The sequence below is a fragment of the Agrilactobacillus fermenti genome, from assembly GCF_047943045.1.
Taxonomy (GTDB): Bacteria; Bacillota; Bacilli; order Lactobacillales; family Lactobacillaceae; genus Agrilactobacillus; species Agrilactobacillus fermenti.
This window is the reverse complement of the sequence record NZ_CP181347.1, coordinates 256,090-270,633: the sequence shown is the minus strand read 5'-3', so window position 1 is coordinate 270,633 and position 14,544 is coordinate 256,090. Positions and strand designations below refer to the sequence as shown.

The window sequence follows — 14,544 nt, the reverse complement described above, 5'->3', positions numbered from 1 at the left end:
AACAACATCTTCTTTCTTGTGATTAGAACACTAACTACTCCTGGATCTCATTTCCGATACCCGAGCTCGAAGCTCCACAAACTTAAAATTGATTAACAGAAGGTAGTAGTGAAAGCCAGTTTTTTTTACGGGCTCGAAGCCCCATAGAGTGCGATCGGCTTTAACACTGATTATCACACGAAACGTTGATCATCGAGGAATATACTCTACTTGATACCAAGAAACGTTTTTGATCACATAAATTTACCAAAAGAATAGGACGGGCTCGAAGCCCCAATGAGTGAACGGTATTTTTATAATTGATCAAAAAAGATCTGTTGACCGAAGTAAGAATATACTTCATCAACAGATCTAATCTTAGTATGTTTTATTTTTGCCGAAAACCATATTTTATCAAGCAATATCATTCGTAGTACTGACCGCATTCCGCATAGACCCATTGTGTATTGATTCCTAATTTCAATGCTTTATGGCCATTAATATAGCGCTCTGCCGATACTTGATATGTACCAGCCACAGTGACCTGAGGCATTGTCTGGCCTTGCGCATCGTAATACACGGTGCCAGCTGGTACGACCAAAACGCCGCCTTTAGCTTTTTCTTGTTGTAAGTCACTGGCTTTGACCCATTGATTATGTCCGAGTCGATAAGCAACGACCTGACCGTTGGCAGCAATGGAACGATCAAATGCCGCCCAGTCAGTGATTCGCGTACTTAGCCGCTTACCAGAAGGCTGAGTGGCACTAGGGTCTTGGTAGATTACGGCGGCGGTGTGGGAGTATACCACAGTTCTTAGAGTTAGTGGCGTCACATTAACTTGTGTCGCCATTTTTTCATTTTCAGGCGCTGCTTTCGCATCAGCCACTAAGGTCGCTTCAGCTGCTGAAATAAAAACCGTCTGCTGATTGTTAGCCTTAAATGCATAATATTTTTGCCCATTGATCATATAGCTAACGGTGGGCACAACTTTACTTGCATCAAAATCCGTAGCTGTGATAGTTTGTGCCAACACGGGGTCAACAAAGAAATTAACGGCTTCATTTGCTTTAAAAGTTAATTTGCGTCGCGTGGTTATTTTCTGAGGGCGATGCATTTTTAAATCATCTGTAGCAATATCTGTAGCTCGAAATAACCAGGTTCCCGGGTTTTGAGGACTCTCGCTCACATGAACATACACTGTTTGGCCAGCAACAACCAATTTACGCAGCATAATTTTATGCGATAGCTCGCCCGAACCTGTATAGGCGGTTTTATGCGGTGCGATCGTTTGGTTGGGTGTGACAATATAATACCGCACATGCTCCAGATCCTGTTTGGCTTGGTAGTATGTAGTCGCAGCTGAATGATTGACGGTTTGCGTATCTTGCTGCGCCTGCTTAGTGGCTGCAGTGGCATTGCCAGTAACCGGAGCACTTAAAATCAGCATTAATGTCAGCGCACCAATACTGATCAGCTGGACTTTATGTCTGTTCAAAACAACAACCTCCCAAAATTCAAAACTAATATCCTAATTATCATAAAGCTTAGCACCCAGTAATTCAATTTAAATACAAAAAATACCCCATCCAGCGTGAACTGAGCGAGGCATCTTCAAATAAATATCTAGTTGTGTGAGCAGTCAGTCATTACTTCAAGTTTTGGAATAAAGCTAGTACAATTTCAATCAAGATCAGGCTATTCAGCCACAGGTTTAGCCGGGGATGCTGTTGTAAAAATATCTGAAACGTTACGTTCAACGTATTGCGCACTGATGGCTTCAGTATATAAAGCCACACCATCATGAACAAATAGTTTAGAGTCTGCAATCTTTTGCATCGCCCCCTTAACAGTTGCCTCACTAAGGTCTTGTTTGACGTCATTTAGTACCAATGCACGCTTTTTGCCTTCGCTGGTTTTGAAATTTAATTGTAAATGTTTCATTTGAATGAATTCCCTTCTTTTATTTATTGAGTTTTATTTAGCTTGGTCATTAACTACAAAGTTATGGGTAATGATTTCCGTATTCAACAAAGTATCCTGTTCACCCAAGGTTGCCAAAGCTGCTCCAATTGCAAGCACTTGTGCTTCATCTGGTTTTGCCACTGTGTTTTTCAATTGACGTACTTTTTTGCCGCCTTTGTAGTGTTCACCACCGATATAATAGTTGATTTCTGTTGCATTCCAATTTAATGCCATTGCTATTTCCTCCTAAAGGGTTATGATGTATTTGTAAGTTAGTCGCTAGCAAACTGCCCTACACTAACTAGTAACAAATGAACATCGAAAAACGGAAATATTTTTTGATTTTTTTATCAAACGCCTGATAACTATTGTTATACCAATCTTCTTAACAGATATTTAACGAAAAGTTATCGATATCATTGCAAAAGTATTTCCTTTTTGTAACTTTTCGAGTATACTTAGATTTGGTATTCGTTACTGAATCGCTCATAATTGCAGAAGTCTCCTGCTCGGATATGGGAGGCTTTTTGTTTGACTTTTTTTACATATAAGTAAAGAAAAATCCCTGGTTGCTATGATAGCATCAGGGATTTTGTTATATTTCAATAATATTCATATAGAAAATGACTATTCACTTTTTACCAGTTTCACAACAAAACCGCCATGTTCTTTCAACGGTAATTTTAGCTGTGTTTTTCGCGTCACTTGCTTCGTCTTGCGTTGAACTTTGGTTCCCGTGGCATCATCTTGAAAAATTTCTGCCTGATAGTTCCCCGCTTTCAAAAAAGTCAATTTAACTTTTGCCTGTCGTTTTGGATCGGTGATCCCGGCAACATACCAAGTCGTTCGCTTACGCCGCGCAATCGTCACATACTGACCGACACTAGCCTCCAGCGTTTTGGAATCATCCCAACTAGCTGGTAACCCTTTGTACAAAGTTTTAATGGGCTGTTTTAGATAAATTTGGGGTTTATCGGCCATTGTCTGCAAACCGCTTTGATAAAGTACCGGCAAAGCTAACATCTGCGTAATCGTAAATGGGTGCGTTGTCGGAAAATTATTGAAAGACAATAGTGGCGTATAATCCACCGGACCTAGCGCACCACGCATAAAGCTAATCATTACATTGTGCTGAGCAGTGGTTAAATCAGAATGGTATACATATTGTTCCGCCCCAAAAACCGCTTCTTTACTCAATATATTAGGATAGGTCCGCTGTTCTCCCGTCGGCTGATTGGTACCATGATAATCAATCACCAATTTATGCTGCGCAGCGAGTTGATTCAAATTATCGTAAAGCTGCATAGTGGCTTGATTTTGACTGTCAAAAAAGTCCGGCTTGATCCCCTTAAAGCCCATCCGTGCGAGTTCTGCCAGCAACGTCTGGCGATAATTAGCATCTTGTAAATCATTGCTGTCTAACCAAGCAATTAACCCAATCTTTTTTTGTTTCGCATATTTCAATAATGCCGTCGTCCAGGAATAATAACCTTGATATTTAGGAGTTGTGCTGGTGGTATTTTCCGGTTGCCAGCCTTCATCCAAAATCACATATTGCCAATGCATTTTAGCCGCTAAGTCGATATACCGCTTATAAGTAGCCAAATCATTAGTTGCATCGCCATTTAGCCAAGTCCAAGCTGCAATACCCGGCTTGATCCACTTGGTTTTTTTCAGTTTGCGCTTATAGCCTAGATCATCCGCCATCATCGTACCGGTAATGGTTTTTGCTGAACCAGAAGTAATGAAGCGCCATGGGGTCTGCATGGGTAATTTAGCTGTAATGGCATCTGTTTGTTCTTGCGAAAGATTTAACTGAAATTGGTCAGACTGCTGCCCAAGCTGCAACTCACTGCCCACATAATTTGGTACTAAGGCCGCTTCAGAAATCAAATTATAAATACCGTTTTGAGCTTGATACAACAATGGATATTGTAAATGAGCCGCTTGAATATCTTGCCAATTTGCAGCCGTCTGCTCGGGTGCTTCATGAGACACATTATAGGGCATATACCAGTAATGACTGTTAGTCGGTGTATTAAAAGTGGTGTACTCGTTATTGATTCCAACCTGCGTATAATCGGCGGTGTTACTACGAACGCCGTAACGAAAGGCAATGCCAGTTTTCATGGCACGCACCGTCAAATCTAAATAAAGCGCACCCTTAGAAAAGGTTAAATTCAATTGATTAGCCGTAAAACTATGTTTTTTCTTGGGACCGGCTATCAAAGTGTATTTTTGTTTAATGTTTTCATGAGATGTCGCATTCAGCGTTAAGCCAGTGGACAAATCACCAAGATTTGTGGCCAGTCCTAATTGTGAAGGTTCAACTATTAATTTACCCGCATGCCACACTTGATAGGACAGCTGACCATCAGCGGACAAGCTGACTTCCGCTTGGCTGCGCTTAGTGGTATCACTGATCAGCCAATGATCGGCACTCGCCGCCTGAACGAGTTGGGGCATTAAATAGCCTATTACCATGAGCAATAGGGCCAAGCCTAAATTTAAGATCAATTGCTTGTTCGTTTTCTTTTTTATGAATAACATGTCTTTTATTATAGATAAAAGCCCGTTAGATTGCGAGCTACGATTGATCAAGGTCGAGATAAAATAAACAGAGGTAGCTGAAAACAATAGATTTGTTTTCAACTACCTCTTAGTTGTGATTCATTTTAGTTTAAACGTGTTCCAAAAGGCAACGACCTCACCTAACGACGAATCACTCAAATGGGAAATCCGCCATTTGTCACACGCTTACTTCAAATATTAATTTACTGGAGCTGATGTGGCGGTATTTTCAATAGTCAGATATTGGCTCTCAATCCATTGATTAGCTCCGAGGTTCGTGTATTCACGACCATCAACCATGATATTGCCAAATGTCTGCCACTGGGTTCCGTTATCTAACCGCCGACCAGTAGCATGAACCCCATCTGGTTCCAAGTCCCATAGTGTCAAGCCTAAGTTTGGTAAGAAATCAATGGTCCCAACACCAGCTTGTTCAATCATCGTAAAGCGAGCACTGATCCATTGATTCCGACCAACTTCATACCAAGCACTGCCGTCACTTAAGACAGCCTTACGAAAGACCTTCCAACGTGACTGATCCTGCAAGAATCTTGGATTACCGTTTGCATCATTGACTTGCTTGCCCTCTGGCTTATTATAAAGCACGATGCCACGACTGCCCGTAAAGAAGACTTTACCGACGCCATTAACATCACTATAAGATGCGGTTGAAACATAGCTCGTATCAGCAGTATCCCCTAGTTTTGTAACAGCGGTTTGCAAAGCTTGCAAAGCAGACATGTAGTCAATAACCGTACTATTTGTGCCTTTTAGTACGCTGGCTGCCTTATCTCGAGCTGTGGTAAAAGCAGTCCAATCCGTATCAGAGGCATCCCCCTGACCGTAACCATTAACTTGATTCAATAAGTCAGCCAAGGCTTGTTTTTGCGATAATTGACCATTAGCTGTCTTCAAGTTTGTTAACGCAGTTTGCAGCTTAGTGGCAGCTTCATTGATAGTCGAAACTGGCGTGTCAAACATCGAACCAGCTTTATCTGCAGCCACATTATCTTGGAAATAAGTCTGGGCATCTACCAAAGCAGCCCAGGAATCAGCTGTGAATTGTGCTTTGTTTAGACTTAATGTCATTTGATATTTATCACCCAAAACCTTAAGCGCATCGGTGTCGCTGGCTTTAGCCAGTGCCTTTTGGGTAGTAGTCAAATATTGATAAGCTATGTTGACCTCAGCTTGAGAAGGGTTGCTGGCATTCAAAATATTAGCAGCCCGCGTACGAGCGGCGTTAAAGTCAGTCCAAGTGCTCTTCGTATAATCCCAGAAATGATAATCCTTAACACTATTGTATAGATTCGTTAATTGTGTCTTAGAAGCCGTAGTTGTCCCAGTCAATTTCAAATTATTGATGGCATTATTGATAGCATTTGCCGCATTAGTGGCACTCGATTGGAAAGCGGCTGAAGTAATTTGTCCCGTCTGATTCAGAACAGCCCCACCCGCACTAACAGCATCTTGCAAAGCAAAAATAGAATCATAGGTGTACTTTGTTGTATCTTGATACTCGGTCTTATTGCCACTATTAATTGCATTAGCTAAGCTAATAGAAGCTTTAGCGTCGGCTTCATAGGTATTGCTTGCCGTCTGGACAGCGGTCATTTCAGCTTGTGCCTGCGCATCAGTCGTGGCATCGTTATTCAAAGCCGTTGTTGCCTTGGTAATCGCGCTATCTAAATCTGCCCGACTTGTGGTTGGCCGCTTAGCATTCTTATAGTCAGCGTTGCTTTGCACATTTTTCGCATTATCGATGGCTTTCTGTAAAGCCGTTTTATTAGCTTCGGTCATCTTCACTGTTGCATTGACGACAGTTCGTGAATTCAATTGACTTGGATCAGTTGTCTTAACGTTCTGATCATCAGAATTCGTAGCGGCAGCAGCTGGACTCACACTATTGATCAATGGAGCGGCCAGCATCATCCCTGTAGCTGCTAAGCTGATTACTTTTGTATCCGGTTTCAATTGAACGGTCTTCTTGTGTCTAGCTTTATACATCATTTTCATTCCCACCCTTACAATAATTCTTGATATTACTTAATGATTTCAATCAACTACATTCTAACATAATGTCATAAAACCCGAACAAATCCTGTCTACTTTTAATTATCTTTTAAACAAAAAAGATAATTACTTAACAATCATCTATCATAGCAATATTTATTTTAAGAAAATGACGTTTTAAACGTTATGCCCACCATAATTTGACTAGCGCTTGCGTCCCATCGTTACCTAGTTGATGATCCTCAACTAAAATACGATATAGTTCGGCGGCTTGGCGTGTCGCCGGCAAATCCAGCTGCATAGCTTTGGCACTATCCAGTGCAATGCGCAGATCTTTTAGGAAATGTTTGGCAAAAAATCCCGGCGTATAGTCTTCCTTCAAAATACGCGGCCCGTAATTACTCAGGGACCAATTGGCACCACCGCCGGAACCCACTGTATCTAGAACGGTTTGTAGATCTAAGCCCGCTTTTTTCGCATAAACTAGCATTTCCGTCAAGCCTGTCATCGTACCAGCGATCATGATTTGATTGGCCATTTTGGCATGTTGGCCGTTGCCAGCAGTACCAAAGTAATTAATTTTTTGCCCCATAGCGGCTAAAATAGGCCGAACTTTTGTCAAGGTAGCTTGCTCACCACCCACCATGATCGACAAAGTCCCTGCCTTAGCACCGACATCACCACCAGAAACTGGCGCATCTAAAGTCGCAATATGTTTGGGCTTAGCTTCATTATAAATCCGCACAGCGATATCCGGCCGACTGGTCGTCATATCAATCAATGTCTGCCCACTGTGGGCCCCTTCAAAAATACCATCACGGCCAAAATAAACTTCTTGTACATCTTGGGGGAAACCGACGATCGTAATGATAACATCCACGGCTTGGGCCACTTCAGATGGCGTATCCAACCAAGTTGCACCGGCAGCCAATACAGCTTGGGCATGGGCTTTCGTCCGATTGTAGACGGTAACGGGATAATCATGTTTCAGTAAATTCAGGATCATCCCAGTACCCATGACCCCAGTACCAATAAAACCAATTTTTTCTTTCATTGCTTACTGTCCTTCCTGATTAGAGCTTATAGTTAATAGTTGATAAATTTGATTGACGAATGCCTGGGCTTTTTTTGGTGTCACATCATATTTATAGCGATTACTCATCAATACCACGCCATTTTTACCATCTTTAGTCAGATAAAGTGTGGCTTCATAGCCTGAAATTAGGCCATGAGAATAAATATGATCAGCATAATTATAGACACCACCGCCGTAATGACCACCGCTAGTGTTGCGCAAAATTTCTAAAGCCGGCTTAGAAATAAACTTACCTGCCAGAATAGCTTTTTGAATTTTCAAAAGATCCCCCGGTGTCGAATAAAGATTGCCCGTCCCCAATTCTCGATTATAAGTCACCGGCGTGATGACGATCGGTTCGGCATAACTGCTCGGATTTTTTTTTTGACTGGTGTAACTGACGGTATGATGAGCTTCCTCTGCAAAAGTTGGCATAAAGCCAGTGTTCATTAAATGCAGGGGCTTAAAAATCTGCTGATCTACCAAATCATAATAGGTCTTATGGGTCACTTGCTCTAAAATACCTGCCAGCAGCGTATAGTTGACCGGTTGATAGTTGCTCGTATTGAGCTGGTGGGCATCAAACTGCACGTGATCAACGGCAAAATCCACGATTTTACGATCTTGATTGCTAAAAGTGCTTGACTGCGCCGTCATAGATAACCCTGAGCGCATATTCAGCATTTGGCGCAGTGTGATCTGTTTACTGCCAGGCACTTTGGGATAAAATTGACTTAACTTATTAGATAATTTAAGTTTGCCCTGGGTTACTTGCTGCATCACTAACACAGCTGTTATCGACTTTTGGATCGAAGCCCATTGATAAAGTGACTTATAGTTATTTTTGCGCTTGCGGTGATAATCAGCATAGCCATAACCTCGCTGGTAAACCACTTGATCATCACGATATAACAAAGCCGTGCCACTAAAATGATTGGCCTTAAGTAAGGCTTGCAGCTGCATTGTTTGCGCTGACGTCAGTCGATTCACAGTTTTGGCTAAGCTAGGATCATTGCCATTTTCTAACCGATTAATAGCCAGCTGATAGTTATTCTTTTGGCGTGCAAGCTGGCGTTCATATTGACGTTGCTGATCACGCTGGACACTTTCATTTTGCGGTTTAAGGTAGCCCCAATAGATAAACGCACTCAAGACCACCCCTAAACACACCCCCAGTATCAAACTAAGACTTGTTTTTACTGTTAATTTCATATGCCTTTTTTCCTAACATTGTAATCGCATTAATCATAGCATAATCTCAGTACTTTCGTATGTGATATGTTATACTTTAGCCAGTTATTTCGGCCTTATGGCTTTATTTCAGATAGCAGTGTCGCTCATTTGTCCAAATGCTTTAAAACAATAAAAATCTACTATTATCTTGCACTTTATTTTTAACGATTCGTGTTAAACTTTAAGGGAAATAAATGTTCTATCTTGGGGAGGAACCACTATGTATTATGCTAAACACCGTTATACCAACCAACTTTGGTTCAAAAAAATATGGCCGCTTACCGCCGCAAGCTTACTGCTTTCAACGAGTATACAGGCAGGCCTAAGTCTTAATGATCCAAAAACACAGGCGGCAACGACGACACAAACTACAAACGCTGCGAATAATCTACAAACTTTAATCAACGGGCTGGCAAATTATAATTCTGAAACTTACACTGATGCCTCTTGGAGTAATTTATTAGCTGCTAAAGATAATGCTCAAGCTGTTTTGGCAAACACCAATGCTACTGCCGTGGATATTCAGACCGCCGCCAGTCAGCTAAACAATGCCCTAACAAATTTACAGTTATTCCAAAATCCACCAATCCGTGAATTATTGCTAGACTACTATTATACGCTACAACATATCACGCAAGGCTCTGCACCTAGTACCATTTGGACTACCTACACGACCCAATTAAATGAAGTACGGGATCTACTACAAAGCCCCACAAGTACTGATGCGCAATTACAAGCTGCTTATGAAAGTCTTGCTAATGACTACAAGACCTTAATCAATAATCAAGTCCTTTCAACCAATAACGCAAACAACGGGACGACCACGATTGCCGATAATGCGACAGCAGGCGCTGTTTCTGACAACGAACCGGTATCAGCCCAGCAAGCAAGCTACACCAATGTGAACGGCGTCGGTCAAGTCTTCTTTACAACAAACTCAGGTATTCCTTTATATGATGCGCCTAATGGCAATATCTATCACTATACTGATGGCACACAACATTTACTAGCTAATGGTACCGCTTGGAAAGTCTTCCGCAAGGCAACTTTAAGTGATGGCACAACTTGGTATGAAGTGGGCCAAAATCAATGGGTCAGTGCCCAGTACATGATGATTCAAAAAAGTGGCGTGGCGACAATTAATTTTGCTCCCGGATATAGTATCAATTTATGGCAGCTCCAACCAGATGGGGTTCACTTTACAGGCCGACGCTTAACCAACGGGACAGCTTGGAAAATCTATGGCAGCATCATGGTTGGTGGCGTTGAATACTTCAACTTAGGTGCCAATCAATGGGTCAATAGTACTTACGTGACTTTGAATTAATTTGCCTTAGGAGCGATTTTATGAGTGAAACATTCACTGGCGGCTTTACCACCGATACCTTATTCATCGACTTGCATGATTTAGGAAGATTATACGTTCTGTCAAAATCAGCCACTCCGATCAAACCAGCTGTGATGCTATATTTTCAAAAGAGTAAACTTGTTGGTATTGGTACAGAACAACCTAAACAAACTTTCGATCGGATATTATGTATTGACCCACCTGAAACTATTCGGCAAATTAACTTAGAACATTTTTTGATCAATCAAGTTCCCGCCGTTGGTAATCTTGAATTAACAGATACAACCAGCTTAAACGAATTACCCGAGGAACTAGTGGAACCTATCGATACCTATTTTCAAGCTATCAAGCCGCTGTTAATACAGTTAGGCTTTAATTTGACATCTCAAGCTAGATCTTATCAAGCAACAACCGATAAGAAAACACGACATCGTTGGACTAAAGCTATTAGTGAAATGCCTTTTTATGTGAATTATCGCGGCAGTAGGGGCGTTGTTTTTTGGACCAATCGCAACGAACTAACCTTGAAAACCGGTGCACAGATGACAATAACACCCCCGCTCAACAAAGATGGTACATTAGGTTTTTCCGCACGCTTTGCACAGCAATTGCGTCAGGAACACAGCGCTCAGTTTCATAATTACGTGACTACTTCGGATATTACGCTCAAAAGTGTCAACGAAGTCGGCCTTTTCTTATACTTTGCTGGAACGAACAGTTGGCTACAGCTTAAAGATAGAAATGGTCGTTCGATCCATGATTGGACCGCCGTTGAATAAAATCAAGAGTGTGACAAAAGGCGTTCAGCACCTGAGCACTAACAAGAATTGTGATAAATGGCGGACTTTCCATTTAAGCGATTCGTCGTTAGGTGAGGGGGTTGCCTTTTGGCACACGTTTAAATTAAAATTTTTCGTAAAAAAGCGAGATCGTAAACAAAACTTATGTTTTGTCTTCGACCTCGCTTTTTTACATTCCAATACTTTCTAATCACACATTACTTATTTTTTCGTGTTCGTTGCTGCTGTAACTGTGCTCTCAAGCGCTCCGCTTCTTGTTTTTTCCGCCGATAAACGACCCAGAAAATGATACCGGCAATTAGGATAAGTGCCGCGATGAGCCAGAGCCACCAATAATTATGTTCCGGTGTAGGCGCTGCAACTGAGGCTCGATTTAGGTCACGTGCCCGTTGAGCCGTGATTCGAAAATCTTTGTTAAAATGCCACGTCTGGGTCCCCGCCCGTAATTGAATAGCCATTGTATATAGGCCTGGTGCAAATCTTTGCTGATTCAATGATATTGGGAAAGGCACAATTGTATTTGGTGCAACTTGAACATTTTCCTTTTGATGTTGATGTAGAACTTTGGTGCTGCCTTTTCGGGTAACTTTAGCCTGCATGTTCACTGGTGACAGATACATCGGCTGGGTATTTCGAATATTTGCAAAAATGGTATTCCGCTCGGTAATGTGTCCCAGATCAATTGTCCCCATTTTAAATTCAGGTGCCACGGTTGTTGCTGTTGCAGCAGATGATCGTAACAACAAAGCAATCGTATAGGCAAAACGGTTTTGTACCTCTAATGCTGCGCGACCAGAATTGTTAGTGCTGCTTGAAGTATTAGCTACCCTGGGCGTAAAGGTCAATCCTCCTGCAATAACACCCGGGAAACTAGTATTCGGCATTGCCAAGTCAACTCTAACGATCACTGATTTATTGGCTGGTACGCGATACGTTTTTTGTTCCAAGCGCGCGATATCCGTAATTTTATGTTGTAATGAACGATCCGATTTGCCGGCACTGTTATAATTCACCACACCATTATAATTTGTCGTGGCAACATTCAGTCTGGGTGTAAAAGTCAAAGCCTCATCTCTCAAATTGAAAAGCTCGACTTCAAGAACTTGAGTCTGGCCAGGATCAACAGTTAGATCAAAATAATTCAAAGCCTTATTCGGTTGATTATCAGGTAAGAAAGCTCTCACTTTAAAGCCAGCGGCATTCTGGGCATCAGCAGCAGCGCCATAGGCCATGCTTGGTAGGCTGACGAAACCCAGCGTTACAATCGCCACAATTAATGCAATCAGCCCATAATAACTTTTTTTCATCTCTGGTCACCTCCATGATTTGACAATTGAAGCCAGGAGATGTGCCGGCAGCACATCTCCTGAATCAAGGGTCAAATTAGACTAAAGCGTCGGTACTGCCTGAAGATTCCAGGTCACCGCAGCTTCATACACCCCTGCCTTGGTTACGGCTCTTGCGGGAATGGCTAACGTCATATCGTTGTTGGTCAAACTCGTCGTTACCGTCCCAATAGCAGCGTTACTACCTTCTAATACTGGTGTGTCAGTGTCATTCAAAGTCACCGAACTTCCATCACCAAAAGTGACACCAGTTGTTGGCGTAGTGGTGCCATTTTGTAAAGTGATCGTCGCGCCATCGATCGTTGCACTGTTATCTTCAAGTGCAAACGATGCTGAAATCTTGGCGTTCAGTGTCCAACCGGTCGCCGTGGCCGCTGAGCGTCGATCTTGAACACTGATCGTGTGACCTGTCGTGATCGTTGACCCTGGGGTCGTGTGACCCGTTCCGCTATCAACCGCCGTGGCTGTTGTAGCGGTATCATTGTTGATTTCGTGGGAACCAAAATGCATATCTGGCACCGCCAAAATCTTTAAAGCGTCTTCTTGGGGCACATCTGTAAATTCTACCCCAGCCCGACTGGTTGCCGTTTGATCTGCCGGTGCTGCCATAGCTTGTCCAGTATCGATTACCGATACAGCGCCCACTGCCGCCAATGTCGTTACCAATACTGTACCTAATCGTCTTTTATTCAAAGACCATGCCTCCTTTAAACAACACAGAATCTGCGTTGTCTGACAGCTATTCCCAATAAGTTAAAGCTTATTAAGATACTTCCGAGTTACTGTTTCTGTGGGAGAAGCGACCACCGTATTGATGTGTTTATTAAAGTAAGTCATCAACCGCTGTTCCCCCATCTTTATTGTATAAAATCCACTAAGAATGGAATAAGCATAACCTATATTTGGAAAATCACCCGCGTTTAACCCCCGCAATATAATATTTTTTATTTAAGTGCATAAATTATGATGCCATAGCCACTGTTATCTTGGCTTTTTTAAACGTATGCATGTGTAACTTTAAAGCTCATTCATCGGTTCGATAATTTGCTTTGCGCATGGCGCGTCTTTCACGTTGCAACTGGGCTTTTAATTTTTTTTGTTTCATTTGATAGATCAGAATCGCAGCCAATATAACTAAGAGAATGATGCCAGCAGCTACCCAAATCAGCCAGCGGTTGTCTTTAGGCTGTGGTGTCGAATCAGCTTCATTCAATTTTCGTGCAGCTTCGGCTGTAATTCTAAAATCACGATTGAACCGCCACGTTTGCGTCCCTGATTTGACAGTCACTCGAGCCGTATACTGACCAGGTTCAAATTTTTGATTATTCAATTGAACTGGGAATGGCAAAATGGAATTCGGTGCAATCTGCATATTGCCCTTGCGATTGCGGTATAATACGTCACTTTCACCTTTGCGCGTCACATGTGTATTTACCGTGACGTTAGAAAGATAGGTTGGTGTCACATTGCGTACATTGGCAAAAATCGTATTTTTCGCTGTAATGTGCCCCAAATCCACTTGTCCCATTTTTAGATTTGGCGCGACAACTGCCGCCCCAGTATTAGAACGAAGTAATAAGGCCATCGCATAAGAAAAACGATTATTGATCGTTAAACTCGTTCGATTATTCTGTTTTGAATTATTATTTGTCGTATCATCTTGTTTCTGGCGAAAACTGATTCCACCAGCAATCAATCCTGAAAATGGCTGCTCAGGTGCAGTCATAGCGACTTTAACAATCGTGCTGCTTTTAGGCCCAATCGTATAAGTATTTGCTTCCAAATGCGCTATATCCGTGATTCGGTGAGCCAACGTTCGATCAGCCTGCCCCTTAGATAGGTAATTTACCACCCCGTTATAATTCGTGGTAGCGACATTTAATTTTGGTAAAATCGTGATTGCATGATCGCGTAGATTTTTGACTTCCACTTCTAAAACCTGCTGCTGTCCAGGATCGACTTTTATATCAAAATAATTCAGATTTTTATCTTCCTGATTTGCTGAAATGACCGGTTTCACAACAAAATCTGCCGCACTTTGTGTTTCCGTCTCGGCCTGCGCCATATCATAATTGCTGCAAACTAGATAAAGACCACAAATAAGTGCGCATAATGCCAATAGATGGTGTCTAAATACATGCTTTTTCATAGTTTTAGCCTCCTAAAAAAATTGAAAACCCAAGTCAAAAGATGTGCGGACACATCTTCTGAGTGGAT

12 protein-coding genes are annotated in these 14,544 nt (G+C 42.1%); 2 read left to right on the top strand and 10 right to left on the bottom strand.

Annotation, left to right across the window (positions count from 1 at the left end; all coding sequences use genetic code 11):
- Positions 1-403 precede the first annotated feature (403 nt).
- From ACNAN0_RS01250 to ACNAN0_RS01220, 7 genes are all read right to left on the bottom strand, one after another.
- A complete protein-coding gene (locus ACNAN0_RS01250; protein WP_416353629.1) occupies positions 404-1,474 on the bottom strand; it encodes a hypothetical protein in 1,071 nt (356 codons plus the stop codon).
- Between the two features lie 200 nt (positions 1,475-1,674).
- Positions 1,675-1,920, bottom strand: a complete 246-nt coding sequence (locus ACNAN0_RS01245) for a DUF2922 domain-containing protein (protein WP_230913768.1) — start codon at positions 1,918-1,920, stop codon at positions 1,675-1,677.
- Positions 1,921-1,953: 33 nt separating this feature from the next.
- The gene (locus ACNAN0_RS01240; RefSeq protein WP_230913767.1) at positions 1,954-2,175 is read right to left on the bottom strand and encodes a hypothetical protein; all 222 of its coding nucleotides are present in this window, start codon (positions 2,173-2,175) and stop codon (positions 1,954-1,956) included.
- A 393-nt stretch (positions 2,176-2,568) separates the two neighbouring features.
- The gene (locus tag ACNAN0_RS01235) at positions 2,569-4,491 is read right to left on the bottom strand and encodes a glycoside hydrolase family 97 catalytic domain-containing protein (protein ID WP_416353628.1); all 1,923 of its coding nucleotides are present in this window, start codon (positions 4,489-4,491) and stop codon (positions 2,569-2,571) included.
- A gap of 219 nt (positions 4,492-4,710) precedes the next feature.
- A complete protein-coding gene (locus tag ACNAN0_RS01230; RefSeq protein ID WP_416353627.1) occupies positions 4,711-6,522 on the bottom strand; it encodes a hypothetical protein in 1,812 nt (603 codons plus the stop codon).
- 187 nt (positions 6,523-6,709) lie between these two features.
- Complete coding sequence (locus ACNAN0_RS01225; RefSeq protein WP_416353626.1) at positions 6,710-7,579, bottom strand: NAD(P)-dependent oxidoreductase; 870 nt, start codon at positions 7,577-7,579, stop codon at positions 6,710-6,712.
- A 3-nt stretch (positions 7,580-7,582) separates the two neighbouring features.
- Positions 7,583-8,812: a serine hydrolase domain-containing protein gene (locus ACNAN0_RS01220; RefSeq protein ID WP_416353625.1), complete on the bottom strand. Its 1,230-nt coding sequence runs from the start codon at positions 8,810-8,812 to the stop codon at positions 7,583-7,585.
- A gap of 241 nt (positions 8,813-9,053) precedes the next feature.
- On the opposite strand from ACNAN0_RS01220, the gene ACNAN0_RS01215 reads away from it, so the two are divergent.
- Positions 9,054-10,160: an FIVAR domain-containing protein gene (locus ACNAN0_RS01215; protein ID WP_416353624.1), complete on the top strand. Its 1,107-nt coding sequence runs from the start codon at positions 9,054-9,056 to the stop codon at positions 10,158-10,160.
- 20 nt (positions 10,161-10,180) lie between these two features.
- Positions 10,181-10,960, top strand: coding sequence for a hypothetical protein (locus tag ACNAN0_RS01210; protein ID WP_416353623.1), 780 nt, complete (start codon positions 10,181-10,183; stop codon positions 10,958-10,960).
- A 218-nt stretch (positions 10,961-11,178) separates the two neighbouring features.
- On the opposite strand, the gene ACNAN0_RS01205 is transcribed toward ACNAN0_RS01210, so the two are convergent.
- The 3 genes from ACNAN0_RS01205 to ACNAN0_RS01195 form a co-directional block, all read right to left on the bottom strand.
- The gene (locus tag ACNAN0_RS01205; protein ID WP_416353622.1) at positions 11,179-12,288 is read right to left on the bottom strand and encodes a WxL protein host-binding domain-containing protein; all 1,110 of its coding nucleotides are present in this window, start codon (positions 12,286-12,288) and stop codon (positions 11,179-11,181) included.
- A gap of 81 nt (positions 12,289-12,369) precedes the next feature.
- Complete coding sequence (locus ACNAN0_RS01200) at positions 12,370-13,020, bottom strand: WxL domain-containing protein (protein WP_416353621.1); 651 nt, start codon at positions 13,018-13,020, stop codon at positions 12,370-12,372.
- A gap of 331 nt (positions 13,021-13,351) precedes the next feature.
- Complete coding sequence (locus ACNAN0_RS01195; protein ID WP_416353620.1) at positions 13,352-14,476, bottom strand: DUF916 and DUF3324 domain-containing protein; 1,125 nt, start codon at positions 14,474-14,476, stop codon at positions 13,352-13,354.
- Positions 14,477-14,544 lie beyond the last annotated feature (68 nt).

Coding starts and splice junctions, on each gene's coding strand:
- ACNAN0_RS01245 (WP_230913768.1), bottom strand. CDS start 1,920: ATGAAACATTTACAATTAAATTTCAAAACCAGCGAAGGCAAAAAGCGT.
- ACNAN0_RS01240 (WP_230913767.1), bottom strand. CDS start 2,175: ATGGCATTAAATTGGAATGCAACAGAAATCAACTATTATATCGGTGGT.
- ACNAN0_RS01235 (WP_416353628.1), bottom strand. CDS start 4,491: ATGTTATTCATAAAAAAGAAAACGAACAAGCAATTGATCTTAAATTTA.
- ACNAN0_RS01230 (WP_416353627.1), bottom strand. CDS start 6,522: ATGATGTATAAAGCTAGACACAAGAAGACCGTTCAATTGAAACCGGAT.
- ACNAN0_RS01225 (WP_416353626.1), bottom strand. CDS start 7,579: ATGAAAGAAAAAATTGGTTTTATTGGTACTGGGGTCATGGGTACTGGG.
- ACNAN0_RS01220 (WP_416353625.1), bottom strand. CDS start 8,812: ATGAAATTAACAGTAAAAACAAGTCTTAGTTTGATACTGGGGGTGTGT.
- ACNAN0_RS01215 (WP_416353624.1), top strand. CDS start 9,054: ATGTATTATGCTAAACACCGTTATACCAACCAACTTTGGTTCAAAAAA.
- ACNAN0_RS01210 (WP_416353623.1), top strand. CDS start 10,181: ATGAGTGAAACATTCACTGGCGGCTTTACCACCGATACCTTATTCATC.
- ACNAN0_RS01205 (WP_416353622.1), bottom strand. CDS start 12,288: ATGAAAAAAAGTTATTATGGGCTGATTGCATTAATTGTGGCGATTGTA.
- ACNAN0_RS01195 (WP_416353620.1), bottom strand. CDS start 14,476: ATGAAAAAGCATGTATTTAGACACCATCTATTGGCATTATGCGCACTT.